General features: G+C 63.4%; 25 protein-coding genes. 16 read left to right on the top strand and 9 right to left on the bottom strand.

What is annotated here, in order from left to right; all coding sequences use genetic code 11:
* Positions 1-809, top strand: an 809-nt coding sequence (locus JQN68_RS12705; protein ID WP_225072499.1) for a 2-oxo acid dehydrogenase subunit E2, incomplete at its 5' end; no start/stop codon positions are given.
* Between the two features lie 63 nt (positions 810-872).
* Here JQN68_RS12705 and JQN68_RS12700 read toward each other — a convergent pair.
* The 5 genes from JQN68_RS12700 to JQN68_RS12680 form a co-directional block, all read right to left on the bottom strand.
* The gene (locus tag JQN68_RS12700; protein ID WP_225072498.1) at positions 873-1,235 is read right to left on the bottom strand and encodes a molybdenum cofactor biosynthesis protein MoaE; all 363 of its coding nucleotides are present in this window, start codon (positions 1,233-1,235) and stop codon (positions 873-875) included.
* Between the two features lie 78 nt (positions 1,236-1,313).
* A complete protein-coding gene (trxB, locus tag JQN68_RS12695) occupies positions 1,314-2,315 on the bottom strand; it encodes a thioredoxin-disulfide reductase (protein WP_225072497.1) in 1,002 nt (333 codons plus the stop codon).
* A gap of 70 nt (positions 2,316-2,385) precedes the next feature.
* On the bottom strand, positions 2,386-6,924 hold the full coding sequence (locus JQN68_RS12690) for a glutamate synthase-related protein (RefSeq protein WP_225072496.1): 4,539 nt from the start codon (positions 6,922-6,924) through the stop codon (positions 2,386-2,388).
* A 221-nt stretch (positions 6,925-7,145) separates the two neighbouring features.
* Positions 7,146-7,802, bottom strand: coding sequence for an isoprenoid biosynthesis glyoxalase ElbB (elbB, locus tag JQN68_RS12685; RefSeq protein WP_225072495.1), 657 nt, complete (start codon positions 7,800-7,802; stop codon positions 7,146-7,148).
* Between the two features lie 38 nt (positions 7,803-7,840).
* On the bottom strand, positions 7,841-8,437 hold the full coding sequence (locus JQN68_RS12680; RefSeq protein WP_225072494.1) for a helix-turn-helix domain-containing protein: 597 nt from the start codon (positions 8,435-8,437) through the stop codon (positions 7,841-7,843).
* A 196-nt stretch (positions 8,438-8,633) separates the two neighbouring features.
* Here JQN68_RS12680 and JQN68_RS12675 point away from each other — a divergent pair, with 196 nt between their 5' ends.
* Together JQN68_RS12675 and JQN68_RS12670 are read left to right on the top strand one after the other, a co-directional pair.
* Positions 8,634-8,903, top strand: coding sequence for a DUF3024 domain-containing protein (locus JQN68_RS12675; RefSeq protein WP_225072493.1), 270 nt, complete (start codon positions 8,634-8,636; stop codon positions 8,901-8,903).
* Positions 8,904-9,043: 140 nt separating this feature from the next.
* The gene (locus JQN68_RS12670) at positions 9,044-9,946 is read left to right on the top strand and encodes a bile acid:sodium symporter family protein (protein WP_225072492.1); all 903 of its coding nucleotides are present in this window, start codon (positions 9,044-9,046) and stop codon (positions 9,944-9,946) included.
* A 28-nt stretch (positions 9,947-9,974) separates the two neighbouring features.
* Here JQN68_RS12670 and JQN68_RS12665 read toward each other — a convergent pair whose 3' ends face one another.
* Both JQN68_RS12665 and JQN68_RS12660 read right to left on the bottom strand, forming a co-directional pair.
* On the bottom strand, positions 9,975-12,053 hold the full coding sequence (locus tag JQN68_RS12665; RefSeq protein WP_225072491.1) for a molybdopterin-containing oxidoreductase family protein: 2,079 nt from the start codon (positions 12,051-12,053) through the stop codon (positions 9,975-9,977).
* 45 nt (positions 12,054-12,098) lie between these two features.
* Positions 12,099-13,034 carry a class I SAM-dependent methyltransferase gene (locus JQN68_RS12660; RefSeq protein ID WP_225072490.1) on the bottom strand — a complete coding sequence of 312 codons (936 nt, stop codon included), beginning with the start codon at positions 13,032-13,034 and terminating at the stop codon, positions 12,099-12,101.
* 228 nt (positions 13,035-13,262) lie between these two features.
* On the opposite strand from JQN68_RS12660, the gene ppnP reads away from it, so the two are divergent.
* The 3 genes from ppnP (at position 13,263) to JQN68_RS12645 (ending at position 15,364) form a co-directional block, all read left to right on the top strand.
* On the top strand, positions 13,263-13,577 hold the full coding sequence (gene ppnP / locus JQN68_RS12655) for a pyrimidine/purine nucleoside phosphorylase (protein WP_225072489.1): 315 nt from the start codon (positions 13,263-13,265) through the stop codon (positions 13,575-13,577).
* Between the two features lie 67 nt (positions 13,578-13,644).
* Positions 13,645-14,259, top strand: coding sequence for a MarC family protein (locus JQN68_RS12650; protein WP_225072488.1), 615 nt, complete (start codon positions 13,645-13,647; stop codon positions 14,257-14,259).
* A 115-nt stretch (positions 14,260-14,374) separates the two neighbouring features.
* On the top strand, positions 14,375-15,364 hold the full coding sequence (locus JQN68_RS12645; RefSeq protein WP_225072487.1) for a beta-ketoacyl-ACP synthase III: 990 nt from the start codon (positions 14,375-14,377) through the stop codon (positions 15,362-15,364).
* A 97-nt stretch (positions 15,365-15,461) separates the two neighbouring features.
* On the opposite strand, the gene JQN68_RS12640 is transcribed toward JQN68_RS12645, so the two are convergent.
* On the bottom strand, positions 15,462-15,947 hold the full coding sequence (locus JQN68_RS12640) for an AmiS/UreI family transporter (RefSeq protein ID WP_225072486.1): 486 nt from the start codon (positions 15,945-15,947) through the stop codon (positions 15,462-15,464).
* Between the two features lie 903 nt (positions 15,948-16,850).
* Here JQN68_RS12640 and JQN68_RS12635 point away from each other — a divergent pair.
* The 10 genes from JQN68_RS12635 to ybgF all read left to right on the top strand — a co-directional run bounded on the left by JQN68_RS12635 (position 16,851) and on the right by ybgF (position 25,469).
* The gene (locus JQN68_RS12635) at positions 16,851-17,174 is read left to right on the top strand and encodes a cytochrome C (RefSeq protein ID WP_225072485.1); all 324 of its coding nucleotides are present in this window, start codon (positions 16,851-16,853) and stop codon (positions 17,172-17,174) included.
* A gap of 157 nt (positions 17,175-17,331) precedes the next feature.
* Positions 17,332-18,780, top strand: a complete 1,449-nt coding sequence (gene pyk / locus JQN68_RS12630) for a pyruvate kinase (RefSeq protein ID WP_225072484.1) — start codon at positions 17,332-17,334, stop codon at positions 18,778-18,780.
* 37 nt (positions 18,781-18,817) lie between these two features.
* Entirely contained in the window at positions 18,818-19,510 is a 693-nt protein-coding gene (gene queC, locus JQN68_RS12625) for a 7-cyano-7-deazaguanine synthase QueC (protein ID WP_225072483.1), read from the top strand.
* Positions 19,507-20,340: a GTP cyclohydrolase FolE2 gene (gene folE2, locus JQN68_RS12620; protein WP_225072482.1), complete on the top strand. Its 834-nt coding sequence runs from the start codon at positions 19,507-19,509 to the stop codon at positions 20,338-20,340. The genes queC and folE2 overlap by 4 nt, the downstream gene beginning before the upstream one ends.
* Before the next feature lie 173 nt (positions 20,341-20,513).
* Entirely contained in the window at positions 20,514-21,185 is a 672-nt protein-coding gene (gene tolQ, locus JQN68_RS12615; protein WP_225072481.1) for a protein TolQ, read from the top strand.
* A complete protein-coding gene (tolR, locus tag JQN68_RS12610; protein WP_225072480.1) occupies positions 21,185-21,622 on the top strand; it encodes a protein TolR in 438 nt (145 codons plus the stop codon). Before tolQ ends, tolR begins: the two co-directional genes overlap by 1 nt.
* Before the next feature lie 29 nt (positions 21,623-21,651).
* A complete protein-coding gene (gene tolA, locus JQN68_RS12605; protein WP_225072479.1) occupies positions 21,652-22,479 on the top strand; it encodes a TonB family protein in 828 nt (275 codons plus the stop codon).
* Positions 22,480-22,483: 4 nt separating this feature from the next.
* A complete protein-coding gene (gene tolB / locus JQN68_RS12600) occupies positions 22,484-23,776 on the top strand; it encodes a Tol-Pal system beta propeller repeat protein TolB (protein ID WP_225072478.1) in 1,293 nt (430 codons plus the stop codon).
* A gap of 246 nt (positions 23,777-24,022) precedes the next feature.
* Complete coding sequence (gene pal, locus JQN68_RS12595; protein WP_225072477.1) at positions 24,023-24,598, top strand: peptidoglycan-associated lipoprotein Pal; 576 nt, start codon at positions 24,023-24,025, stop codon at positions 24,596-24,598.
* Positions 24,599-24,674: 76 nt separating this feature from the next.
* Positions 24,675-25,469 (top strand): tol-pal system protein YbgF, encoded by a 795-nt coding sequence (gene ybgF, locus JQN68_RS12590; protein WP_225072476.1) that lies wholly within the window; start codon positions 24,675-24,677, stop codon positions 25,467-25,469.
* A gap of 90 nt (positions 25,470-25,559) precedes the next feature.
* On the opposite strand, the gene JQN68_RS12585 is transcribed toward ybgF, so the two are convergent.
* Positions 25,560-25,988 (bottom strand): fasciclin domain-containing protein, encoded by a 429-nt coding sequence (locus JQN68_RS12585; RefSeq protein WP_225072475.1) that lies wholly within the window; start codon positions 25,986-25,988, stop codon positions 25,560-25,562.
* Positions 25,989-26,150 lie beyond the last annotated feature (162 nt).

The raw sequence follows: 26,150 nt of genomic DNA, 5'->3' as shown, positions 1-26,150 counted from the left end.
ACAGCGTGGACAGCGTGGACAGCGTGGACAGCGTGGCTGGGGGGCCAGCCCCGACGGCCGTGCCCGCCGCGGCTGCGGCACCGCAGTGTACCCTGCAGGAGGTCGGCAATCGCACCACCCGGCAGCCCCTGTCGCCTCTGCGCCGGACCATCGCCGCCCGGCTGGTCGCCGCGCGCCAGCAGAGCGCGCCCCTGACCACCTTCGGGGAGGCGGATCTGTCCCGGGTTCAGGAACTGCGCCGGCGTCATCGCGACGGCTTTCAGCAGCGCCATGGGGTGCGCTTAGGGCTGACCTCCTTTTTCGTCAAGGCGGCGGTGGAAGCCCTCAAGGAGTATCCCCTCGTCAACGCCCGCATCGAGGAGCAGGACATCGTGCTGCAGCACTTTTACGATATCGGCATCGCCATCGGCAGCGGCCAGGGCCTGGTGGTGCCGGTGCTGCGCGATGCCGATGGCATGAGTTTCGCCGCCATCGAGAAGGCCATTGACGATTTTTCCGCCCGGGCCGAAAGCGGCCGGTTGCAGTTGGCCGAATTGCAGGGCGGCACCTTCACCATCAGCAACGGCGGGGTCTACGGCTCCCTGCTGAGCACGCCCCTGATCAACCCGCCGCAATGCGCGGTGCTGGGACTGCATGCCATTCAGCCGCGGCCCGTGGTGCGCGACGAAGCCATCGTCGTCCGGCCCATGATGTATCTGGCCTTGAGCTATGATCACCGGCTGATCGACGGTCGTGAAGCGGTGGGGTTCCTGGCGCGGATCCGGGAACTCATCGAGGATCCGGATGAACTGCTGCTGGAAGCGGGATAAGCAGAATCGACCAAGCCAGGCAGGAAAAGGGACCGGCCCATGAGCCGATCCCCTTGGAATTATTTACACGACAGCTTCGCTCTTGGTGACGGCTTCGGCCTTGACCCGGTCGAGTAGTTCCGCCAGGACCGGTTTGACGTCCTCCCGCAAGGCTCCCGCGACCACCATGAACAGCAGGTCGTCGCCCGGTTGCAGGCGACCTTCGCAGGCTTCGATGATGACGCGGAAGATGCCCGGCTTCTGCTCGTACTCCCGGCGCAGGGCCTCAATGCGATTCTGATCGACCTTTACCTCAACGGCCGTCACCTCCCGACCGTCGGCCCGCGACCAGCCGCGTACCACGCCGTTGTGAATCAGCATCATGCCTACGTTTTCGGTAAACCCCGGTTCGGCCTTGAGCCGGGCAATGGTCTGGGTGATATCCATGTGGATCCCTCCTGTTTGATAACCTCAAGAACGGCCAAGGATACCGGCAAGACCCGGGTTGCTACAACCTCTTTTTGCTCAGCCCGGCCGCGGCGGGCCGGAGGGCAGGGAGCGCTGTTGCCGGCAATGGGTGCAATCGGCGTCGTCCAGGCATTCCAGGTAGCGCTGCGACTGCATGGCCGCCATGCAGCCGGAACCGGCGGCAACGATGGCCTGGCGGAAATAGAAATCCTGCACGTCGCCGGCGGCGAATACCCCGGGGACGCTGGTTTCCGTGCCGTTGCGGGTGATGATGTAGCCCCAATCGTCCAACTCCAGCTGGTCCTTGAACAACCGGGTGTTGGGCACATGGCCGATGGCGACGAACAGGCCGTCACAAGGAAAATCTTCTTCCCGATCGTCGGGCAGATGTTTGAGGCGCACCCCATGTACACCCTGTTTGGGATCGCCGAGGATGGCGCTGACGACGCTGTTCCAGCGAAAAGCGATCTTGGGATGTTCCTTGGCCCGGGCCTGCAGGGGGGGCGAAGCGCGCAGCTCGTCGCGCCGATGGACCACGGTCACGCGAGTGCAGAATCGCGCCAGAAACAAGGCCTCCTCCATGGCGGTATCGCCGCCGCCGACCACCACCACTTCCTTGCCTCGATAGAAAAAGCCGTCGCAGGTGGCACAGACCGAGACCCCGCGGCCATACATCTCCCGTTCGTTGGGCAGACCCAGCAGGCGCGGTGAGGAGCCGGTGCAGATAATCAGGCTGCGGCACTGGAAAAGTTCACCGTCAATCCAGATTTTCAGCGGCCGGCCGGTCAGATCGACCCGGGATACTTCGCCTTCCATGAATTGGGCGCCGAAGCGTGCCGCCTGGCTGCGCATCATTTCCATCAGCTCCGGACCGTCGACGCCTTCCGGAAAGCCGGGAAAATTTTCCACCAGGGTGGTCCCGGTAAGCTGACCGCCGGGCTGCATGCCGCTGATCAGCAGCGGGCAGCAGTTGCTGCGCGAGGTATAGATGGCGGCGGTGTAACCGGCCGGGCCGGCACCGAGTATGATCTGATCATGAACGTTTTCCCGAATCGGCATGGCAAGGCTCCTTGGCAGGGTGCAGAGACCGTGGTTTAAGACGGCCACCTTCAAAAAAGGCCCGGCAGGGTCATTCCGTGGCCACCGGCGGCGCGGTCTGTACGCCGGCCGGAACGATTTTCACGAACCGGTGGCGGCGCTCTTCCCGCAGTTGCCCCACCCAGGCGGCTTCCTCGTTCTGGTGAGAATAGAGCAACTCCCGGTGGTAGGCGGTGAGCAACTCCCGCAGAGCTTCGTCGTCCTGGTCCTCCAGCGCCCGGATTTCTACCTGGGCGGCGCGCGCCAGACGACGGTGCAGCGCCTCGACGTTCATGCCCATGGTGTCGTCCAGATGGCAAAAGAGGATGCCGCCGGTCATTCCCGAGCACAGCCAGGGGCCGGGATCGCCCAGCACCACCACGCGACCGGCGGTCATGTATTCGCAGGCGAATCCCTTGATGTTGGCGCGCCCGGCCAGGTTGCCGGCGCGGTCGTCCAGGGGCTGCCGGATGCGGCCTCCCAACACCACGTCGGCGCCGGACAGGCGCACGCAGGCGCGACTGTCGGCATCTCCCTGGATGAGGAACAGGCCGCCCTGAGCGCCGTAGGCCAGCCCCTTGCCGACGGCGCCGCCGACCCGGTAGCCATGGCGGTTTTCACCCTTGAGGATGACGATTTTCCCGCCCCGGGCGCCTTTGCCCACGCCGTCCTGGGCGCTGCCCTCGACCCGCAGGTTGATGCGGCCGATGTTGAAGGCCGCGAGGCCGTTGCCGGGGATGGCATTGCGGCGGAAATGCAGCAGCACGCGTTTGTCGCTGCCGGGCCGTTCTTCGGCTGCCAGGCGGGTCATGGTGCCGGCCAGGTAGGTGCCGATGGCCCGATCGCTGCTGGTCGCCCCGTGATCCTCGTAGCGGATGCGGCTTTCCGGGCCGTCGAAGGCCTCGGTGACCAGGCTGGAGATGAGGGAGGTCAGGTAGTTGAGGGGCTTGCGGATGATACGCACGTCACTCGAGGTGCGCGGCGCCCGGGCCGGGGGGACCGGCTTGAGCAATTCGCCCAGGTCGAGATGGTCGTGGCCGCGGCTCTGCACCAGCAGTTCGGCGCGGCCCACCAGGTCCTGGGATCGGCGGAAGCCGAGGCGCGCGGTGATGGCGCGGATTTCTTCGCCCAGGGCCCGGAAGAAGGTGGTTTCGTAGATGATGCCGTTTTCCAGCACCCGCGGCACGAATCGTTTCAGGCCCCGCGCCCGGGCCTCCTCGAAGGTTTCCAGCTGGGTGGCGATGCCGACATGGCAGGTACCCAGATGGCAGCTGCGGCAGGCGGTGCAGCCGATGATCACCATGGGCAGGGTACCGAAACCGACCCGGTTGGCGCCCAGCAGCAGCATCTGCACCACGTCGCGGCCGGTGTGCATGCCGCCGTCGGCCCAGATTTCCACCTGGTGGCGCAGTCCCGCTGCAACCAGGGCCCGGTGCGCTTCTCGGACGCCGATTTCGGCCGGCAGGCCGACAAACTTGATGGCGTGCCGCCGGGCGGCGCCGGTGCCGCCGTCGTAGCCGCTGATGGTGATGATGTCGGCCCCGGCCTTGGCGATGCCCATGGCGATGGTGCCGATGCCGGCCACCGCCGGTACCTTGACGGCGATGCGGGCGCGGGGATTGGCGGTGCGCAGTTCTTCGATGATCTGGGCCAGGTCCTCGATGGAATAGATGTCGTGATTGTTGGAGGGGGAAATGAGGGTGACACCGACGGCGGCGTTACGCGCCGCAGCGATCTTGGCCGTGACCTTGAAGCCCGGCAGATGCCCGCCCTCGCCCGGCTTGGCCCCCTGGCCGACCTTGATTTCCAGAATGTCCGCCGAATTGAGGAGGTCCATGTGGACGCCGAAACGGCCCGACGCCACCTGCTGACCACGGTTGTGGCGGTAATGGCCGAGCATGTCGGGCAACTCCCCGCCCTCGCCGTTCATGCAGACAATGTTGAGGCGCCTGGCGGCCTCGGCGTAGATGCGGAACGGGGTTTCCCCCTGGGAGCCGAAGCTCATGGCGGAAAAGATGATGGGCAGGTCGTGGCTGCCGACGCCGGCATCGACGTCCCGCGGATCGACGGTCAGGGCCTCGGGAAAATCAAAATCCAGCAGGTGGCGGATGGCCAGGGGATGCTCTTCCTTGAACTGGCGGATGAGTCGTGCCAGATCCGCATAGTTCTCCTCCATCTTGGCCACCGCCGAGACCATTTTCCAGATGCGCGGGTAGAGGCGGAACTGGCCGACCACCGGCTGCGGCCGATGGCTGCGTGCCACCCGGCAGCGCTCCCGGCCGTCCTCGTCGAGACGGGCAAAGGTCAGACCGCCCTGCTGAGAGCCGCAGAAGTTGGCGACGCCGAACACCTCGGCCAATTCCGGAGCCAGGCCGATGGCGGCGAAGTGCCGCCCGTAACCGCCGATCTCGTGGATGCCCATGGTCGACATGACCTTCTCCAAGCCCTTGGCCAGCACCCCCAGCAGATGTTCCGTGCCGTTGGCGTGTTCCGCGGCCAGTTCCCACATCAGATAGGGACAGAGGGCGTCGGCGCCCATGCCGAAAGCGAAGATCAGATCGTGCAGGTTGCGCAGGGCCCCGGAGCGGACCACCAGGGAGGTCTGCCGGCGCAGGCTCTCGCCGTTGCCGCTGCGATGGTGGAGCAGGGAGCGGTGCAGCCAGGCCAGGGCCAGCAGGGGGTCGAGGAAACCGTGGGCCGGAGTGAAGGCCTGGGTGTCATCCAGCAAGAGCAGGGCGGCGCCGCCGTTGACCGCGCTCAGGGCCTCTCGTTCCAAGCGTGCCAGGGCCTCGCGGACCGTTTCCTCGCGGCGCAAGGCACAGGACAGCCGCCGAAAACGGTGCCGTCCGCCGGAGAACTGTCCGAGCAAAGTCTCCAGGCTGGTGGTGCCGAAACGGTTGGCGACCCTATCATCGTCGGCATCGGGACCGAGCCGGCGGCCGCCGGTCAGCAGGGGCACGTCGAGGGATATGGCCTGGCGCCGCCGTCCGCCCAGGGTCGGGCAACCGCCCAGGTAGACCCGGGTGGAAAAGTGCTCCGCTTCCCGCTCCCGGTCGATGGCCGGGTTGGTCACCACCGCCACCTGTTCCTTGAAAAAGTCGGCCAGGTTCTGACGCGTGGTGGCCAGGGCCGCCAGGGGGCCGTCATAGCCGAGGGAGGAGATGGGGTCCTGGGCTTTTTCGGCCATTTCCCGCAGATTGCGCAGATCGCTGCTTTTCCAGGCCAGGGCCGAGAGCAGGTTGTCCCGCAGCAGCCCGCTGGAACGGGTAAACAGAGCTGTTTCCGTGACGGGCTTTGGCTGCAGGGCGACGGCGGAGTGCAACTGACGGGCCTGGGTCGCCAGGGCCGTGCGCCGGCGGAAGCGCCGGTGCGCCTCGCGGCGCAGTTCCCCATGGTCGAACACCCGGGCCGGCTTGCGGTAGGGAATATGAAGCCCGAGTTTCTCCCCGGGCGCCAGGGGTTTGGGATCCGAGAGGATTTCCTCCTGCGGCACCACCCCGACTTCGGAGGAGATGAAGTATTCCCGTTCCGTCTCGCCGAACCACAGGGGGCGCAGGCCCATGGCGTCGACGCTGAACACCATCTGCTCGCCGGCGCGGGCGATAACCGCCGCCGGACCCTGGGCGCTGGCGGGGAAGAAGCGCCGGAAAAAGCGGTACAGCAGCTGCCGGTCGTCCGGCATGCGGTCCATGACGCTGAAGATGGGCGGAAAAACCATCTCCATGGCCTCGAACAGGCTCAGTTCGAAATGGTGCAGCAGGCCCTCCAGCAACCGATTGAGGTCCTGCGAATCGCTGCCGCCGGGGGGCAGGGCGATGCCCAGCAGGTGCGCTTCTTCCCGCAGTCGTTCGATGGTGTTGATCTCGCCGTTGTGGCCGAGCAGACTGAAAGGCTGGGCGCGCAGCACCGTCGGCAGGGTGTTGGTGGAAAAGCGGCTGTGGCCGATGGTGGCCGCGGACAGGAAATCGCGACGCTTCAGATCGGCGTGGTAGCGGGCCAGGATTTCCGGCGCGCCATGCACCTTGTAGGCGGCGGTACGGGTCGACAGGGAGGCGACCTGCACCGGGAACTCCCCTTCCAGGGCGACGTTCAGGTCATAAAGCAATGCGCCGCTGCGGGCGGCATCGGGCACCGTCAGGGCAATCTGCCAGAAGAAGGGTTCACTGGCCCGGGCGCTGGCCGAGAGAATCTCGCTGCGTACCGGCGCCGGTCGTTCCACCAGAAGCCGGCAATGGTTGTCCTGCAGCCGTTGCAGAATGCGCCGACGGAGTTCGCTTTGGGGGTCCGAGGCCTCCGCCGGGAGCAGCAGGTGGCCGACGGCGAATTCGGGCAGTTCCGCCATCTCCGGGCGGAAGCCGGCCTCGCCCAGGGTTTCCTGCCAAAGCAGGCGGGGAATGTCGGTCAACACGCCGCAGCCATCCCCTTCGCCACCGATGCCGCCGGCACGGTGGCCCATCTTGATTAACGCCTCGATGGTGCGCTGCAGGTTGCCGTGGGTGGGCTGGCCGTGCTTCTTGGCAAATCCGATAATGGCACAGGCATCGCGTTCGGCATCGGCCAGGGTCGGCGCGACGGAGGTGGCAACGGTCATGGTCTCTCCTTGACGGGTTCAGCGGGGCTGAACAGGCAAAATCCGGGGCCTTCGATGATCGCGGGCGGATCCGGTGGTCTGCGGCTACTCCCCAACAATAATAGCCTAAGACCGGCGCGGTTCAATAAAAACGGGACGGACACCATGTGTCCGTCCCGTTGGTCAAGTGCGCCGGATTATTGGCTTCCGGGTTGTTGGGCGATGGCAGCAAGACACCGGGCTTAGATGAGCGCCAGCAACGTCTGGATGGCCTTGTCGATGCCCACGGCGGCCTCGGCGATGCCGGCCGCCAGCATGTAGGCCGGCGTGGACACCAGCTTGTTCTTTTCGTCCACCACCACCTCTTCGGCGCCGCAGTTCACGTGCTCGCAGCCCATGACCGCCAGGGCCGCGGCGGTATCCGCGTCGTTGCCGATGGTCAGGCGCGGACGGCGATCGCCGAGAATGCGGGCCAGCACCGCCGGGGCGATGCAGATGCCGGCCACCGGCTTGCCGGCATCCACCATGGCCCTGACCAGTCGCTCGACCTCCTGGTGGACGCTGCAGGCGGCGCCTTTGGTCGCGAAGTCGCTTAAATTCTTGGCCGCACCGTAACCGCCGGGCAATACCAGGGCGTCGATTTCGTGAATCTGCACCGTGGCGATGTCGACGATTTTGCCGCGGGCGATGCGGGCCGCTTCCACCAGGACATTGCGACCTTCCCGCTCCTCGGTCTGGCCGCTGAAATGGTTGACCACCTGGACCTGACCCATGTCCGGAGCCATGCAGACCGCTTCGGCTCCGACCCGGTCGATGGCCAGCAGGGTGATGACCGCTTCATGAATTTCACTGCCGTCGTAGACGCCACAACCGGAAAGCAGTACGCCTATCTTTTTCATGGGCTGATCTCCTTTGTCGATGTGCGCGGGCGGGGCACTTAGTCCTTGGAATAAAGCACCGCCACGGCCCGTGCCGGTCCGCTGCCGAGGGCGATAAAACCGTGGGGTTCGTTGGAATCGTAATACAGGGAATCCCCCGGGCCCACGGTCATGACCTGGGTACCGTAATGGAACTCCACCTGCCCTTCGAGAATGTACAGAAACTCCTCGCCATCGTGATTGACCAGCAATTCGTCATGCCAGGGCTGAACCTGGAAATCGATGAGGAAGGGTTCGAGATTGCGCTGCTTCTTGCCGTAAGCCAGGGACAGATAGTGGTACGGGCTCTGGCGGCGTCCGCGGAGGGCGGCCCCGCTTTGTGCCCGCTGGCCTTCGCCGGCGCGCACCAGCACGCACTTTTCGGCGCTGCTCTCTTCCTGGAAAAAGGTGTGCAGACCCACCTTGAGGGCCTTCGCGATGCGCAGCAGGGTGGCCAGCGGGGGGATGACCTGCTCGTTCTCGACCTGGGACAGCAGGGGCTTGGACAGTCCGGTGGCCTCGGACAGGTTTTGCAGGGTCATGCGCCGCTCCTGGCGCAGACGGCGGATTTTAAGACCGATGAGCAGGTCTTTGACTTCCTCGCGAATATCCGGCATTGGATCTTTACCTCACTGTTTTTACAGCAATTTTCTACCTTGACCGGGTAGTCAAGTCAAGCCAATTCTGGTTTTGGGCCGGGATTGGCCGGCACTCCCGGCGCCGAGAACGATTTTCCTTTATAATTGACCATGCAGGCTGCTGCAAGCGGCAGTCGGTAATTTATGCCTTTTTCTCTGTGCAAAGGAGGCCCAGATGAAAGCCAACCTCAAGCAAGCCCGGGAGGTCGCCGGCCGGGATCCGCAACTGTCTGCCTTTGAGATTACCATCGCCGGACCGGAACTGCACCTCTCCAAGGGCGGAGAATGTTTCGCCCGGCTGATCCCCACGGACCGGCCCGAACAGTGGCGCATGGAGTATTTCGCCCATCGCGAACGCTGGGAGCATATCCATTTCGCCGGGACCCTGGAGGAATGCCTGGATTTTCTGGCGGAAAACCCTCATTACCTGTTCTGGGAAGGCTGAACCGCCTCGCGCCCCGGCCCCAGGGGTGCTGCGGGCCGATTGCGCTTTGGCCCCAACTGTGTTAAGGGAAGGCGTGCCCGTCGTCCGCCTCAGCTCGGCTGCCTGGCACAATTCATCCCCTGCCTGCCCAAGGATATCGCATGTTTCGTCGCCAGGATTTGCTGCTGCTTTTGATCACCTTCTCGTCCATGGCCGCGGGGGTGTTTGTGCCGCAATGGGCCGAACCCCTGAAATACGCGCCCATGGGCTTTGTCATGTTTTTGCTGTTTCTGTCGTTTTTGACCATCGATCTGGGCCGGCTGGTCGGTCATGCCCGGCAGGCACCGTGGCCGACGATCCGCCTGCTGGTGGCCAAGCTGGTGGCACTGCCCCTGATTTCCTGGCTGCTGTTTCGCCTTTTTTGGCCGCGCTATGCCCTGGCGGCGCTGATCATGGGCGGAGCCTCGTCGGCGGTGTTGTCGCCCTTCATGGCGGCCCTGCTGGCGGCCGACGTGGTGCTGACCGCGGCGGTGGTGATCCTCTCCTCCCTGGCGCTGCCTTTTACCCTGCCACCCCTGGTGGCGCTGCTGTCCGGGGAGGTCATGGAGGTGGATCTGGCCGCCATGATCCGGATGCTGGCCATGATGATCTTCATCCCGGCCCTGATGGGGCGCGCCTGGGCCCGCTGGCTGCCGGGGCCGACGCGCTGGTTGAGCGGTCGCACCCTGCCCCTGTCCATGCTCTCCATCGCCGTCACCAATGTCGGTGTTTTTTCCCGCTACTCCGGCTATTTCCGCGACAATCCGGGCCTGGCCCTGGAGGCCTGGCTGGCCGGCTGCCTGCTGACTGCCGTGATCATGGCCCTCGGCTTGCTGGTCTTTCGGCGTCAGGCTCCCCCCTTCCGCACCACCGCCATGGTCTGCACCGTGTTCCCCAACTACATCCTCATCCTGGCCTTCAGCAGCCAGTTTTTCGGACCGGTGGAAGCGACCTTCGCCGCCACCTACAGCATTCCCTTCTTTCTGCAACTGCTGCCGCTGCGCAAGTTTCTGACCGTGGAGTGAAAATCCAACGCGGTTGGGTGGAGCTGGGTCAAGCCGGCGGCGACGGCAGCACTTTTTCCATGCGGCAATAAAAGGTCCGGCTCGAAGGGGTGGCCGTGACGGCGTTGCGCCGATGATCGTCGGTCAGATCGTTGAGATTGCCCGCCGGGTCCGTTTCCCCCCAGCCCCAGCCGATGAGCAGGGCGCCGACCGGCACGCCGTCCCAGATGCGAGCTTTGAGCCGTAGCTCGCCCCTTGGAGTGCTGATCCGCAGCAGGTCGCCGTCGACAATGCACTGTTGCACGGCATCCTGGGGATGGATGTCCACCCGGCCTTCCGGCTCGTCGTTCAGCAGGTCGGGGATGCGGTGAAACTGGGAATGGGTGAAACGACCGGAGCGGGGACCGCTGATGCCGATCCAGGGCAGTTCCGCCGCCTGATCGGCGAAGCCGATGGGATCCGCCGGCCAGCCATCGTCGTAGGGAACGCCCGCATGCCCGGCTTCAGCCAGGCGGGCGGAAAAGAGCTCCACCTTGCCGGACGGGGTGGCAAAACCCCGCTGCAGAAATTTCTGAAAGGCCGTCTCGGCGACGCTGAGGCCTTCCGGATGACGGCGCAGGTCGGCAACGGTGATGCCGGCCGGTTGCAGTTGTTCGTCGATGGCTTCTTCCACGGTTGTCCAGGGGAACTCCCGTTCCAGGCCCAGGCGCCGGGCCAGTTCGAAGATAATCCACCAATCGGGGCGGCTGTCGCCGATGGGCGGCAGGATCTGATCCTGCAGCACCACACGGTTGTGGCGTAGGGCGGCACGGTTGAGCTGGGTTTTTTCAAAGCAGCCGCAGGCCGGCAGCACCACGTCGGCGAAGGCGGCCGTGCGGGTCAAAAACGGGTCGATGACGACCAGGCATTGGACCTTGGCCAGGGCCTCGCGTACCCGACCGGAATCGGCCATGGTCACGGCGGGATTGCCCGACTGCACCACCAGCATGCGCACCGGATAGGGGCGGCCGTCGAGGATTGCGTCCGGGATGCAGGATTGGGCATGCAGACCCCAGTTGGAGTGAAAGCGGTTGAACAGCGGGTAGGCGCTGGTTATGGGCGCCCGCTCCGCCGGCAGGCGCTCCCGCAGTTGCAGGTTGCGGGTCGGGACGGGTTGCGGCAACAGGTCGCCGCCGGGTCGGTCGAGATTGCCGGTCAGGGCGCGCAGCAGGCACACGGCGCGGGTGTCCTGGAAGACCTGCAGCTGCATGTCCAGGCCGTTGCCGTCGATGATGCAGGCCGGGGCGGTGGTGGCGTACATGCGGGCCGCGGCGCGGATGTCCTCGGCCCGCAGCCACAGTGCCTCGGCGACCGCCTCCGGAGTGAAGGACGCGGCGGTACGGCGCAAGTCCTCCAGACCCAAGGTCCAGTCGCGCACGAAGGCGGCATCGTGCAGGTCGTTAGCCAGGATCTCGTGGATCATGGCCATGGCCAGCAAACCGTCGTGGCCGGGCTTGATTGGCAGCCAGAGATCGGCACGCTCCGCCAGGCCGGTGCGCACCGGATCGACCACAATGAGTTTGGTGCCCTGCCGGCAGGCTTCGAGGATGGCGTCGCAAGCCGGCGGGTTGGTGTTCATGTCGTTTTTGCCCCAGACCAGGATGCAGCGCGCGTCCCGCGCCTGGGGCAGGGTCATGGCCCCGTAGGTATAGGTGTGGGCCATCTCCCGCGCCACATGGCAGACCGAGCCGTTGCCGATGGTGTTGGGCGAGCCGAAGGCATTCATCAACCGGTTGACATAATCCCAGGGGGCACCCCAGTCCGCCGCCATGCCACGCAGCCAGCAGACGGATTCGGCGCCATGTCGGGACCGGAAATGCCGGAACCGCTCCGCAACCCAATCCAGAGCCTCGTTCCAGTCGACCTCCCGCCAGGTTCCGTCCCGACGGCCCCCGGCCCGCAGCAGGGGACGCCGCAGGCGCTCGGGGGCATGGGTGATGCGGGCCGCCGCCGCCAGTTTCGGGCAGGGCCACTGCTGCTCCGGCGGGAGCGGGGATCGGCGTCGTGCCGCCAGCAGGCGGTTGTCGGACACCTCGACTTCCACCGGACAACAGGAGGAACAGAGACGACAGACGGTGTTTCGTTTCATGCCGGGTCCTTTCCCTGGTGGGCCGAGGCGGCGAGGCTTGCGGCCTCAGCGGCCGGCCTTGACATAGCAACTGCGAATCAACTCGAAATGGTTGCTGTGGGTGCGGATTTTCCACCATACGTGGCCCTGCCCGGCGATGCGCCAGGCGGGTTGCAGATGTTGGTCCCGACCCGCCAACAATTCGCACACATTGTCCAGACCTCGGCCGGCATAGGGCGCTGCCGGTTTGCCCCCCAGCCAATCCGCTTCGGACGCCGCGTCGGTGGACCAGGAAAAGGGGTCGGAGAGGAGCAGTTGCGCCCCCTCGGCCCGCGCCACCCGGTTCATTTCCCGCAGGTGTTGCAGGGGCAGGGGAACCTTGTCGATGAGATTGAGGGATGCCAGGCTGGCGAAGCCGGCACCGCGAAACGGCAGGGCCAGGGCGTCGCCGACGATGAATTCCACTCCTTCCCGTGACCAGGTTTCGGGCAGAATCACGGTGACGGGTTCTGTCAGGAGGCCTTCCAGGCGCAGGTCGAAGGTTTTGCGGCCGGTTTGCAGCAACTCCCGGGCGGTGCGGATGAAGGCCACGGAGTTGTCGATACCCACCACCCGTTCGCAAAACCGGGACATTTCAAAGCTCATGCGGCCGACGGCCGATCCCAGGTCGAGGCCCGTACCGCAACTATCCCGCAGCAACTCGGCCCAGGCGCGGTAGGCGTCCGAAGCTTCCGGATCCGGCAACAGATCCCCGTAATGACTCCACAGATAGGAGGACAGCACCGACGCGGTTTCGTACTTGGATTCCGGCCGCGGCCCTGATCGGTGCGGTTCAAGAAAGGCGATGCCCGAGCAAATGGGATAATGGGCGCCGCAGGCAGAGCAGGTCAGCCGGCCTTCCAGGATGTCGTCTCGCTGCCGGTCATCAACCCGAGCCCGTAACGAGTGCTCGGCGGGCAGGCAGGCAGGGCAGATCAACAGGTCGAGCAGCCATTCTTTCATTCCGAACCCTCCAAAAGGATGATGAATGGAGGACGCCTGCCCTGCCGTCTGAGAGGCGTCCCCCTGTTCTGTCAATCTTACACGACGGAGCCGTTTGTCAACGTCCGGCAAGGTGGCGGGCATTCACCGCCGTCGGGAAAAAGTCCTTTGACATTCCTTTCCCGCCCATGGATGATGAGACTGATTCGTTCATAATGCCACTGCATCCACATCAGGAAAGGGATCGACATGACGGAATTCAACAATGTAACGGTGGTCAAGAAGGCCAATATCTATTTTGACGGCAAAGTCACCAGCCGCAGCGTGCTGTTTGCCGACGGATCCAAAAAGACCCTGGGCATCATGCTGCCCGGCGAGTACGAATTTGGTACGGAGGCGGCGGAGATCATGGAAATTCTGGCCGGCGAAATGGACGTATTGCTGCCGGGCGGCAAAAGCTGGCAGACGTTTGCGGCCGGACAGCAGTTCGAAGTTCCGGCGGGTGCCAAGTTTTCCCTGCGGGTGCCGGTGGTCGTGGACTATTGCTGTTCGTACCTGGTCTGAATGAAACGTACCGAATCCGCGTTTTTTCGGGCAGAGACACTATTCCGTCTTTGCCGGGGAAGGAGTCATGACTGAATTTTTCAGTGCCGCGGCCCTGCTGTTCATGCTGTTGAATCCCTTTTTGCTGGTGGTGTATCTGCTCGACGTGTTCGAAAAACTGCCGGCGGCGACCTTTGCCCGGGTGGTGGTCCGGGCCGGCTTGATCAGTTCCGCGGTGTTTGCCGTGGCCGCCCTGCTCGGGGATATGCTGTTTCGCGAGGTGTTGCAGGCGGAATTCGCTTCTTTCCAAGTTTTCGGCGGGGTGGTTTTTCTGCTCATTGGCCTGCGTTTCGTGTTCGAAGGCAACGCCGCCATCCAGGGTCTGCGCGGCGAGTCGCGGTACATCGCCGGGGCCATCGCCATGCCGCTGATGATCGGTCCCGGCACCATCGGCGCCTGCATCGTCATCGGCCAGCGCCTGACTCCGTTGCGGGCCGTGCTGGCCATCCTGGCCACGGTCACCCTCAGTGTCACGGTGATGATGCTGTTGAAGCGGCTGCATGATTTCGTGCGCCAGCGCAATGAGGAAATCGTCCAACGCTACATCGACATCGCCGGCCGCATCACGGCCCTGGTGGTGGGTACCTTTGCCATCGAGATGATTATGCACGGGCTGTTGGCCTGGAAGGACGCCATGGGCTGAAACGTTTCCGGTTTGCGGGCTGTGTCGACGCAGGGGGATCTTTCCCTTGAGGAGCGGGGACAAACATGTTATTTTCAGCGAGTTTGCATTCAAAATGACCTATGAGGTGGCCAGCATGAACGACATCACGCGCAGCAAAATCCTTGGCAGCGGCCGATACGTTCCCGAGCGCATCCTGACCAATGCCGATCTGGAAAAAATCGTCGATACCACCGACGAATGGATACTGGAACGCTCCGGCATTCGTGAGCGGCACATCGTCGAGCCGGGCACACCCCTGTCGCACCTGGCCGCCGAGGCGAGCCGGATCGCCATCCAGGATGCCGGACTGAAGAGCGAGGATATCGACGTCATCATCCTGGCCACGGTCACCGGCGACATGAAATTTCCCGCCACGGCCTGTTTCATCCAGCGCCTTATCGGGGCGGACAACGCGGCGGCCTTTGACGTATCCGCGGCCTGCTCCGGGTTCCTGTACGCTCTGCAGTTGGCCGACAGCCTGATTCGCACCGGCACCTATCGCCATGCCCTGGTGGTGGGCGGCGAAATCCTCACTTCCATGGTCAACTGGGAGGATCGCAATACCTGCGTGCTGTTTGGCGACGGCGCCGGGGCCGTGGTGCTCGGCCCCTCCACGGATGAGGCCGGAATCCTGTCGACCTTCCTGGGCAGCGACGGCACCTACAGCGATCTGCTGTACAACCCCGGCTGCGGCTGCATCAACCCGCCGACGGTGGAAAATGTTTCAGAAAAGCTTCACACTCTGCGCATGGAAGGCCGCGAGGTGTTCCGGCACGCGGTGGTGGCCATGAGCCGGGCCATGAAGGAGGCCCTCAAGCGGGCCGACCTGGCGGTGAAGGATCTGGACCTGGTCATATCCCATCAGGCCAATCTGCGCATCATCGAAGCCTTGGGCAAGCGCCTGAGCCTCACGGAGGCTCAGACCTACGTCAATGTCGATCGTTACGGCAATACCTCGGCGGCGTCCATCCCCATCGCGTTTGACGAGGCCCGCCGGGACGGGCGCATCGGTCCCGGCTCCCTGGTCGGCCTGGTCACCTTTGGTGCCGGCTTTACCTGGGCCGGAGGGGTGATAAGGCTGTAATGCCCATAGGCCAAAATTTTTCGCTGGTTTGATCCATTAAAAAACCCCGCCTCCTCCAAGGAGACGGGGTTTTTGCATCAACAAATCAGACCCGGAATCAGAAGGGCAGCCCACCGAAGTGGCCCATCAGGGCATAGCCGGGGTAGATGAGGCAGATCAGAGCCAGGATGATCAGCATCCAGCCGACAATTTTGCCGGACAGTTTGCCGTAGCAGTTGAGGAACACGGCCAGGCACAGGATGACGAAGGTGATGAACATGAAGAACAGATAGCCGCTGCCGATGATCAGGGCAATGAGCAGACAGACGAGGCCGACCACGGCCGCGCCCCAGCCGACGGTGCGCATATCCGAAACGCCGGCCAGCAGGGCATGGGAAACTTGCAGGTAGAGCATGCCGAATACGAACAGGGCCGAAGCGGTCAGCAGGTCGGCCTGGGCCGCCTGGTAAAACGCGCCGATGAGCGTCAGGATGCCGGCCAGGCCGGTAACAAAGCCGCTCGATTTGGCGTCGCCCTGACCCAGGAAAAGCATGCCCAGGGGAATCCACATCATGCTGATCATGACCAGAAGTGCAGGTGTCATCGAATCTTCCTCCCTTTTAATCCGTTGTTGAACAACGAAGTTTACTCCCTGGCGAGCCAGGGAATGCCACATATGCGCCTGCCGTGGATTACATCGCGCCCCGATCCCGATGATCGTCGCGCGTTACATGCGACTCGCCCCCATACTATCCTCGTTCGCAGCATGTGCTGCGCCGATAGACTTTTCGGCAAGTCGCCCGCTCCCCAACTGTAACCACACATTACAGCCGCATTGCGGTGCCGCTCGGTGCCGGTGAATCTCCTACCCGGTGGAGACCCTGCGGCGCGGCCGGGGAACAGGTTGATTGGCAAAGAACTGGCAGGCTGCCTTATCCACCCCATTTGTGCTGACAGCATCAGGCTGATGCAACAGCTTTCGAAAAAATCAAACTTTAAAAATGGTCATGATCCCAAAGGTTTCTTTTCCTGGAGAGAAACCCGAAAAGTCTGCACCGGTGGTTCGGATGGAGCAAATAAACAGCTGTTCTACTCGTACGCAAATACAGTGCCAGCGTCTTCTCGGCCAGCAATGCTCTGCGCGTTACCCTGCTTAATGAGGATGAAGCGCCCGATTGAGCCATATCTCCTCTGTCCGAATGTTCAAGTTTGGCTCTCTTTGTAACAAAATTTAAGTGACTGTTCTATTTTGTGGCTATGGTGGTCGGCCCTGACCACACCTTTGGCGCCGGCATTTCAGGTGGCTCGCACCATTTTGGCCGCTCGGAACCTAGAATAGCACAAGCAAAAATTTTTTCAGGCTCCCGTGACGATTTTTCGCTCCTTGCCAATCCTGGGGGTTTTCTGATGGACTCCAGGGGTATTTCACATTGGCCTGCCACGGGTCCTGTGTTATAGTCCTGGTATTCCTGATGTTATCGGTAACACCGCAAGGATGGAGCTTTGCATGCGAAAATGGCTGTGGATTCTGCTGCCGGCCGCGGCCGTGATACTCGGCTGCGCCATGTTCACCACCTGGAAAGCCATCCCGCCTCCCGGGGGTTGCGATCAGTGCCATACCCTGCCCATCTCCGCCAACTGGCAGGTGACCGTCAGCCCGGTGATCCTGGGCGATGAAACGGGGCGCTACCATTGGCAGCGGGAAACCTCCGTGCTGCCGGCGGAAGAGGCGCCCATCCAGCAGCAGAAGCTGGTGGATGAGCCTTGTTTCCGTTGTCATAAGAGCCCCAGTCGGGCCCATACCGAGCGCCTCGGACGTTTTCATCACTGACCGGTGCCCTGCTGCGCCGAAGTTTCATATCTTGCAACGATGGGATCGGGGACCCTGGACCGCCATGGACAGGGTCTTTGCCGTTGCGGATTTTATCCGGGCGGCTCTTCTTGGACCGGCCTGAGGATTTCCCCCGATCACGGCTGCGGAGGTTCGCATGTTCCGTCATACCAAGATCATCGCCACCGTAGGCCCTTCCTGTGAGAGCCGGGAACAGTTGGCGGCCCTGCTGCAGGCCGGGGCGGAGGTCTTCCGGCTCAATTTCTCCCACGGCAACCGCCAGGACAAGGCCGTGGTGATCCAACGCCTTCGCGATCTCAGCCGCGAGCGGCAACTGCCGTTGGCCATTCTCGGGGATTTGCAGGGACCGAAGATCCGCGTCGGCACCCTGCGGGGCGGCGAATTGCTGCTGACCTCGGGGCAGACCGTGGTGCTGACCACCGCCGAGGTCGTCGGCGAGGAGGATGTGGTGCCGGTGCGCTATCCGCACCTGTCCGACGAGGCGACAGTCGGAGCCCGCATCCTTCTGGATGACGGTCTGCTGGAATTGGAGGTCGAGGCGGTGCAGGCCGGGCAGGTTCGATGCCGCGTTCTTGTCGGCGGCCTGCTGCGGGACCGCAAGGGGGTCAATCTGCCGGGAGGCGGACAGGCGGCCCCGGCCATTACCGAGCAGGATCGGGAAGATGCCCTGTTCTGTGTTCGGGAGGGCGTGGATTACCTGGCCCTCTCCTTTGTCCGGAGGGCGGCGGATGTCCTGGAATTGAAGCAGTTGCTGCTTGATGCCGGCGCCGCTCTGCCGGTCATTGCCAAAATCGAAAAGCCCCAGGCGGTGGAGGATTTTGCGGCCATTCTCGAAGCTGCCGATGGCATCATGGTGGCCCGTGGCGATTTGGGCGTGGAGGTCAGCCCGGAACAGGTGCCGCTGATCCAGAAGCGGATCATTCGGCAATGCCAGGCGGCCGGCAAACCGGTCATCACCGCCACCCAGATGCTGGAGAGCATGATTGTCAATCCCCGGCCGACCCGGGCCGAAACCTCCGACGTGGCCAATGCCATTCTGGATGGCACCGATGCCGTGATGCTCTCCGGCGAAACGGCGGTGGGGCGATATCCGGCCGCGGCCGTGGCCATGATGGATCGGGTGGCACACAGCGTCGAGAGCGATCCGGCTTTGCGGGGACAACTGTTCAATACCTTTTTTGCCACCGACGGGCCGCGCAGCCTGGCCGACGCCATCGGCGAAGCGGCCTGCCGCACGGCGGAGATCATCGGCGCGGCCGCCATCCTCGCCTTTACCCAGACCGGTTCGACGGCGGCCATGGTATCCCGCTTTCGGCCGGGCATTCCCGTCTACGCAGTGACGCCGTCCCGTTCGGTGCGGCGGCGATTGGCCCTCTATTCGGGAATACGCTCCATCCGGGTCGATTTTGCCGGCGATACGGAGTCGCAGATTCACTCCCTGGAAGAAGCGGTGCTGGCGGCCGGGGTATTGCAGAAGGGCGATCTGGTGGTGATTACCATGGGCAGTCCCGTGGCCGCCCACGGCACCACCAATCTGATGAAGGTTCATCGCCTGGGCACGGGCGATTTTTACGAAGTTCATTGAAAATCGGTCGGCTCGGCCGGTCGAAAAAGAGGTGCGGATGAGCAAGCAAGCAGTGGTTCTATATAGCGGTGGGCTGGATTCGACCACCTGCCTGGCCGAGGCCCGGGCGGCGGGGTTCGCGCCCTATGCCCTGAGCTTTTCCTATGGCCAACGCCATACCCTGGAGTTGGCCAAGGCCCGAGAGTATGCGCCGCGCATCGGCGCCGCCGAGCACCTGGTGCTGGATATCGACCTGCGCCAGTTCGGCGGCAGCGCCCTGACGGCGGATATGGAGGTTCCCAAGGGACGTGAACTGGATGACCGGATTCCCGTCACCTATGTGCCGGCCCGCAATACCATCTTCCTGTCCCTGGCCCTGGGCTGGGCCGAGGTGCTGGGCGCCTTCGACATCTTCATCGGCGTCAATGCCCTGGATTATTCCGGTTATCCCGATTGCCGGCCGGAATTCATCGCCGCTTTCGAAAACCTGGCCAACCTGGCGACCCGGGCCGGGGTCGAAGGCCACGACCGGTTTCGCATTCATGCCCCGCTGCTGCATCTGACCAAGGCCCAAATCATCCGCCGCGGGCTCGAGCTGGGCGTAGACTACGCCCTGACCCATTCCTGCTACGACCCGACGCCGGAAGGTCTGGCCTGTGGCGCCTGCGATTCCTGCCAACTGCGTCTCAAAGGCTTTGCCGAGGTCGGGATCGAAGATCCCGTGCCCTATGCCGGGGGGAGACGCTCATGAGCGACATGCGGGACATGCAGATGGAGCGGGATACCCGCAACATCGCCATTGACCAGGTCGGGGTCAAGGACATCCATTACCCCATCGTGGTCATGGACAAGAGCAAGGTCGAGCAGCATACTGTAGCGCGCATCAACATGTACGTGGATCTGCCCCATCATTTCAAGGGCACCCACATGAGCCGCTTCATCGAGATCCTCAACCAGTACCGCGGCGAAATCACCATCCGCAACATGGGCAGCATCCTGCAGGAGATGAAGGATCGCCTGGAGGCGACCTGTGCCCACATCGAGCTGGAATTTCCCTATTTCATCGAGAAGGAAGCGCCCGTATCCCGGGCCCGCAGCCTGATGGAATACCGTTGCCGGCTGCGCGGCACCCTGGCCCAACGGCGGGATTTCGTTCTCGCCATCGAGGTGCCGGTCACCGCTCTGTGTCCCTGTTCCCGGGAGATCAGCGAGCGCGGCGCCCACAATCAGCGCAGCGCCGTGCGGGTCGAGGTCCGCATGCGCAAGTTCCTTTGGATCGAGGACCTTATCAGCTGGGTGGAGGCCTGCGGCAGCGCCCCGGTATATTCGCTCCTCAAACGCGAGGACGAAAAGGCGGTGACCGAGCAGGCCTACGACAACCCCATGTTCGTCGAGGATATCGTGCGGGCGGTCACGGAAAAGCTCAAATCCATCGAGGAGATCGTCTGGTTCCGGGTGGAATGCGAGAACTTTGAGTCGATCCACAACCATTCGGCCTATGCCATGGTCGAATACCCGCCCCCTCTGCCGGGAGAGCCGGAGGCCGACAGCGATCCGGCCGGCGTGCCCGGCGGCCGTTGACGGCGCGAGTTTCTGATTCCAGCGCTGCATTATGGTTTCCCTGCGGAATTACTTTTCTTCCCTGCCCGGTGCCGGACGCGGTCCGTTGCGCTGCGCCAAGACGGTTGACTTGCAATCGCCGATAAATGATAATCGCCGGGTAATTTCCGTCGCATAAACAGGGAGGTGCCGTTTTGGAAATGATTACGAGCGTTGGACTGGTGGTCAAGCTGGTCCTGCTCTTGCTAGTTTATTTTTCCGTCGTATCCTGGGCCATCATCTTCTACAAGGTGCGGGTCATCCGTCGGGCGACCCGGGACTCGGAAGCGTTTCTGCAGTTCTTCTGGAACAAGCGGCGGTTCGATGCCATCAGTCAGGGCCTGAAGCATTACCCGGGCTCCCCTCTGGCGGTGCTGTTTCGCGACGGCTATCAGGAACTGCAGCGCGACCAGCGCACCCGCAACGGTGACGAGGGGCCGGTGCTGACGGCGGAGTTGGGCAAGGCGGAGAACGTCGCCCGGGCCCTGCGACGCGCCACCACGCAGGAAACCGCGCGGCTGGAAAAGTATCTCACCTTTTTGGCCACCACCAGTTCCACGGCGCCCTTCATCGGCCTGTTCGGCACCGTCTGGGGGCTGATGAGCGCCTTTCACAGCATCGGTAAAACCGGCAGCGCCTCCCTGGCGGTAGTGGCGCCGGGCATCTCCGAGGCCCTGGTGACCACCGCCATCGGCTTGGTGGCGGCCATCCCGGCGGTCATGGCCTACAACCATTTCCTCAACAAGGTCAACGTGTTGATCGGTGAAATGGACAACTTCTGCCAGGAGTTCCTGAACATCGTCGATCGCATGCTGCGGAGGCCCTGATGGAGATCGGGCAGCGTAACCGCAAGCCGGGCAGCACCCTGGCTCAGATCAATGTCACCCCGCTGGTGGATGTGGCCCTGGTGCTGCTGATCATCTTCATGGTGACCGCGCCCATGCTGACTCAGGGGGTCGAGGTCAAGTTGCCCGAGGTGGCGGATTCGCCCGGCCTGCAGGCCGCCAAGGAACCGCTGGTGGTCACCGTGCAGCAGGACGGCGCCATCAGCATCGGCGATACCCAGGTGCCGAGTCCGGACAAACTGATGCCGGTGCTGCAGCAGATCATGCTTGGTCGCGAAGAGCAGGAAGTGTTTCTCGAAGCGGACCGCAATGTGCCCTACGGGCGGGTGGTGCAGGTCATGGCCGCCATCAAGGGCGCCGGCATCGAAAAGCTGGGCATGGTTTCCCAACTTCCCGAAACCGACGGCCGGCGCCGCTAGCCGGCGCCGACGGCGTCGGAAGGAACCTCATGGTTGATCCCGCTCCCCATTTCCCGCGCCAATTCTTTCGCCCCGAACCGCGCTTCAGCAACCTGCTGCTGCTGTCCGTCGGCCTGCACGTGGGGCTGGCCATTTTGTTTTCCGGCCGCCTCATGCCGCGGCCGGAAGTGGAACGGCCGCCGATCTATTATGTCGATCTCAGCCAGTTGCCGGTGGCCAATCCCCAGGCGGGGCGGCCCGATGGCGGCGGCGTCAGGCAGGCCAGACCGACTCCGCCAAAGCCACCCTCTACTCAGCCCCAGCCGGAACCGGCTCCGGTGAAAACCGCGGCGCCGGCTTTGAAACCACAACCAACCGTCTCCCGGACCGCCCCGGTCAAGGAGGCCCCGGCCAAGACCAAGGAAACCTCGGCCCCCGCCAAGGGCGATGCCGCCGCGGATCAGAAACATCTGCAGCAGACCATGGAGCGCCTGCGGCGCGACCAGGAGCGGGCGGCGGTGGCCGAGCGCATCGCCGGGCTGGCGGGTACCGGACGCAGCGACGCGCCTCTGGGGATGCCGGATGGTACCGGCAATCAGACCGGCGTCAGCCAGGCCCTGTGGCTGCAGGAATTGCTGAAATCCAACTGGAGCCTGGGCAGATATCAGGTGCTGCGGCGCGATCTCGAAGCCCAGGTGCGGGTCAGTTATGATGCGCAAGGCAGACTGATCGACTACCGGTTCCTGGAGGATTCGGGCGATGCGACCTTTGACGAGTCGGTGCGACGTGCCATCCTCAAGTCCCGGGAACTGCCCTTTCAGCCCGGCCAGCGTCTGGACATCCCGGTAATTTTCAACCTCAAGGACCTGATGGAGTGACCTCATGCGCTATTTGCTGTTCGCCCTCCTGACCCTGTGCGCCGTTTCGGCCCCGGCGGTGGCGGCCCCCATCGAAATCCGCGCTCCCGGCCAGCAGACCATCTCCCTGGCCCTGACCTCCTTTCTGCCCCAGGGCGGCCCCGTGGCGGCCGACATCGCTCGCGAAATCAACGAAGTGCTGACCTTCGATCTGGAACTGACCGGACTGTTCAGTTTTGTCGATCCGGCGGCCTTCCTCAGCGACGCCCAGCGCCTGGGGCTGAACAGCGCCGAGGTGGACTTCAACCAGTGGCAGTTGCTCGGCAGCGAAGTGGTCATCAAGGGCGCCTATCGCATGGAAGGCGGCCAACTGATCCTGGAGGCGCGGTTGTTCGATGTCGTCAACCGGCGCATGCTGACCGGTCGCCGTTTTGTCGGGACCCGCCAGGATCTGCGGCGCATGACCCACCGCTTTGTCGACCAGGTACTCAAGGATCTGACCGGCAAGGCCGGGCCTTTCGACAGCCGCATCGCCTATATCAGCAATGCCAGCGGCCACAAGGAACTCTATCTGATGGAGGTCGACGGCCACAATGCGGTGCGGTTGACCAACCATCGCGGCATCGTCCTGAACCCCGATTTCGCTCCGGGGGGCCGGGAGTTGCTGTTCACCTCCTACAAGGCCGGAAATCCCGATCTGTACCGCAAGGACATTGCTTCCGGCCGGGAAGTCCCCCTTTCCGCGCGCCCCGGCCTCAATATCAGCGGGCGCTACAGTCCCGACGGCCGCCAGGTGGCCGCCACGCTCTCCCATGTCGGGAATCCAGAGTTGTTTCTGCTCGGCACGGACGGCAGCCTGGGGCGGCGTCTGACCGATCACTGGGGGATCGATGTCGATGCCAGTTGGAGTCCGAAGGGGGATCAGATCGCCTTTGTCTCCGATCGCCTGGGCAATCCCCACATATTTATCGTCGGGGTCGGCGGCGGTGCGCCGCGCCGTCTGACCCTGAACGGACGCTACAATGCCACGCCCGCCTGGAGTCCCGACGGCGATCGCATCGCTTTCAGTCGCATGGAAGGCAGCCAGTTCGATATCTACACCATCAAGCCCGATGGCAGCGATGAACGGCGTCTTACCTTCGGCCCCGGCACCAAGGAGCATCCGCGCTGGAGTCCGGACGGACGCTTTCTGGTCTATTCCTCCGACCAGGGGGGCAGCAACGCCATTTACATCATGCGCGCGGACGGCACCGGAAACCGGCGCATTTCGGCGGGCGGCGGCAGTTGCCAGCATCCGGCCTGGTCCGGGCCCTGGTAACAAGGCCCCAGCTCGGTCCGATGCCGCAGGCGGCCTGTCGTGAGGGGGCGGCAGGGCCACCGGGCAAGGGGTAAGCGGTTGTTTTTTTCCAAGCCTTCAGTATAATGATGCCAGTCCACCTCCCTGAAGCAGGATCGGGTCGGCACGGCTTTCCCCCGCCGCTGCTTCTTTTCGCTGCCTATCGGGGCCGGGTTTTTGCAATGTTGTCAACCGTTGGTAACGCACATCAAAAAAGGAGTGGCAAACATGAAAAAAGGATTTAAAGGCTTCCGTGCACAGTGGTTTGTTTTGCTGGCCTTGGTGGCTCTGCTGGCTTCCGGCTGCGCAGCCTGCCGGGTCAAGCCCGATGAAACGGCCGCCCCGGCTGCCGCTGCGGCGCCGGCTGTTGCCGAGACCATGCCCGTGACCGAGCAGGCCATGGGCCCCGGCTATGGCGTGGCGGCCGTGGACGAAAGCGCCGCCGCCGATCAGGCTGCCGCCGCCGCTCAGGTCGCAACCCTGGAGCGCATCCACTTCGGCTTCGATCGTTTTGACCTGTCCGCCGAAGCCCAGGCGATTCTGGCCAATAACGCCACTTGGATTAAAGCCAACCCCGCCGCCAAGGTACAGATCGAAGGGCACTGCGATGAACGCGGTTCCGATGAATACAACCTGGCCCTGGGCGAGCGGCGTGCCCTGGCCGCCAAGAACTATCTGGTGTCCCTCGGCGTTCCCGCCGATCGCCTGAGCGTCATCTCCTATGGCGAAGAGCGGCCCCTGGATCCGGCCCGGACCGAAGCGGCTTATGCCCTGAATCGCCGCGCCGAGTTCGTGACCCGCTAATTTCCCATCCATGCACCCCAAGGCAGGGCCGGTAACAGACGTACCGGCCCTGCCGTCTTTACAAGGACATGCTGCCGTGAAAATCGTTAAAGTCGCCCTTCCCGGCCTGGCTCTGATGGCCATACTGGCCGGTTGTATTCCCTCCCAGCGGCAATTGGCCGTGGAGCGGGATCTGGACGAAATGAAACGGCGCCTGGCCGCCACCGAGCGCAGCCTGGTTGCCCAGCAGAATGAACGGAGCGGGGAGATGCAGCAGCGCCTGGACGATTTCGCCCGCCGCCAGGCCGAGCAGCAGGCCGGGCTGGACAGCCTGCGCATGGAGATGCAGACCCTCGGCGGCCGGTTTGAAGATCTCAACCGGGATGGCCGCGAACTGCGCGACGAACTGGCCCTGGTGCGAGACGATCTGGGGCTGAAAATTGCAGCCCTGGAACGTCAGGGAGGTGCCCCGGCAGCAACGGCTGCCCCGACCACCGGCATCGTGCCGCCTCAGCAGCCGGAGGCCTTTTACCTGCAGGGGGTGGACCTGATCCGGAAACAGGGAAAGCCGATGGAGGGACGCCGGCAACTACAGGATTTCCTGCAGAAGCACCCCGGCCATGCTCTGGCTCCGGACGCGGCCTTCTGGATTGGGGAATCCTATTTTGTCCAGAAGCAATACGAGCAGGCCATTCTGCAGTACCAGGATGTGATCCAGAAGCATGGCGAACATCCGCGCGCCGCTTCCGCGCTTTATAAGCAGGGCTTATCCTTCGATGCCCTAGGCGATCGGCAGAGCGCTCGTGTCCTTTTGCAGAAGCTGGTCGATACCTTTCCCATGGCCGAGGAGACCAAGCAGGCTCGGGAAAAACTCAAAACCCTCGGCCGTTAGTCCGGTGTTGCCGAGCACTGAGTTTTTTCAGATAGTAATCAACGGAAAAAGGCGGCCTTCAGGCCGCCTTTTTCCGTTTTGGGCTGTTTTTCAGGCCAGGGTTTCATACCAGCCGGAATGCTGCGGCAGAAACACGTTGTCGATGATATGGATTAGGCCGTTGGTGCATTCAATGTTCCCTTCGACGATGTGCGCATTATCGATCATGACGTTGTTTTCGTCGAAATAGACGGACAGGCTTTTGCCCTGTTCGGTGAGCAGGGTATCGACGATGACCACATCCAACTCGCGGGTATGGCGTTGTTCCGAAACCAGGTGATAGCGCAGGATCTCCGTCAACCGGGGTCGGTCGACCAGCAACTCCTCCAGGTTGAGACGATCGAAGGCGGCATCGGAAGGCGCGAAAAAGGTGTGCGGCCCGGTCATGGTCAAGCGTTCCTCCAGGCCGGCAATTTCCAGGGCTCGCCGTAAAATCCGCAGGGAGGGGTTGGCGGCGATGGTCTCCAGCATGTTGTGCATGAAAATTCCTTTCTGAATGAAATTCTAAGTAACTTTTGAAGTGTATAGCAACCTGGGCCATTTTCCAGGCCCTCGCGCAAATTCCAGGATTTCACATAGAGGTCGTCATCATTGAGTATCCATAACGGTTCAGCACAGGGCTCGGGGCAACTTTTCGAGGGT

The organism is Desulfuromonas sp. CSMB_57, assembly GCF_020194955.2.
In the GTDB taxonomy this organism is placed as follows: domain Bacteria; phylum Desulfobacterota; class Desulfuromonadia; order Desulfuromonadales; family Syntrophotaleaceae; genus JAFCIY02.
The sequence above is the reverse complement of the archived record's forward strand: the minus strand, read 5'-3'. Positions and strand labels throughout refer to the sequence as shown.

Coding starts and splice junctions, on each gene's coding strand:
- tolR (WP_225072480.1), top strand. CDS start 21,185: ATGGAGATCGGGCAGCGTAACCGCAAGCCGGGCAGCACCCTGGCTCAG.
- JQN68_RS12680 (WP_225072494.1), bottom strand. CDS start 8,437: ATGCCGGATATTCGCGAGGAAGTCAAAGACCTGCTCATCGGTCTTAAA.
- JQN68_RS12645 (WP_225072487.1), top strand. CDS start 14,375: ATGAACGACATCACGCGCAGCAAAATCCTTGGCAGCGGCCGATACGTT.
- queC (WP_225072483.1), top strand. CDS start 18,818: ATGAGCAAGCAAGCAGTGGTTCTATATAGCGGTGGGCTGGATTCGACC.
- JQN68_RS12650 (WP_225072488.1), top strand. CDS start 13,645: ATGACTGAATTTTTCAGTGCCGCGGCCCTGCTGTTCATGCTGTTGAAT.
- JQN68_RS12670 (WP_225072492.1), top strand. CDS start 9,044: ATGTTTCGTCGCCAGGATTTGCTGCTGCTTTTGATCACCTTCTCGTCC.
- pal (WP_225072477.1), top strand. CDS start 24,023: ATGAAAAAAGGATTTAAAGGCTTCCGTGCACAGTGGTTTGTTTTGCTG.
- pyk (WP_225072484.1), top strand. CDS start 17,332: ATGTTCCGTCATACCAAGATCATCGCCACCGTAGGCCCTTCCTGTGAG.
- ppnP (WP_225072489.1), top strand. CDS start 13,263: ATGACGGAATTCAACAATGTAACGGTGGTCAAGAAGGCCAATATCTAT.
- JQN68_RS12700 (WP_225072498.1), bottom strand. CDS start 1,235: ATGGATATCACCCAGACCATTGCCCGGCTCAAGGCCGAACCGGGGTTT.
- JQN68_RS12660 (WP_225072490.1), bottom strand. CDS start 13,034: ATGAAAGAATGGCTGCTCGACCTGTTGATCTGCCCTGCCTGCCTGCCC.
- JQN68_RS12665 (WP_225072491.1), bottom strand. CDS start 12,053: ATGAAACGAAACACCGTCTGTCGTCTCTGTTCCTCCTGTTGTCCGGTG.
- JQN68_RS12585 (WP_225072475.1), bottom strand. CDS start 25,988: ATGCACAACATGCTGGAGACCATCGCCGCCAACCCCTCCCTGCGGATT.
- tolA (WP_225072479.1), top strand. CDS start 21,652: ATGGTTGATCCCGCTCCCCATTTCCCGCGCCAATTCTTTCGCCCCGAA.
- JQN68_RS12690 (WP_225072496.1), bottom strand. CDS start 6,924: ATGACCGTTGCCACCTCCGTCGCGCCGACCCTGGCCGATGCCGAACGC.
- folE2 (WP_225072482.1), top strand. CDS start 19,507: ATGAGCGACATGCGGGACATGCAGATGGAGCGGGATACCCGCAACATC.
- JQN68_RS12640 (WP_225072486.1), bottom strand. CDS start 15,947: ATGACACCTGCACTTCTGGTCATGATCAGCATGATGTGGATTCCCCTG.
- elbB (WP_225072495.1), bottom strand. CDS start 7,802: ATGAAAAAGATAGGCGTACTGCTTTCCGGTTGTGGCGTCTACGACGGC.
- JQN68_RS12675 (WP_225072493.1), top strand. CDS start 8,634: ATGAAAGCCAACCTCAAGCAAGCCCGGGAGGTCGCCGGCCGGGATCCG.
- JQN68_RS12635 (WP_225072485.1), top strand. CDS start 16,851: ATGCGAAAATGGCTGTGGATTCTGCTGCCGGCCGCGGCCGTGATACTC.
- tolB (WP_225072478.1), top strand. CDS start 22,484: ATGCGCTATTTGCTGTTCGCCCTCCTGACCCTGTGCGCCGTTTCGGCC.
- trxB (WP_225072497.1), bottom strand. CDS start 2,315: ATGCCGATTCGGGAAAACGTTCATGATCAGATCATACTCGGTGCCGGC.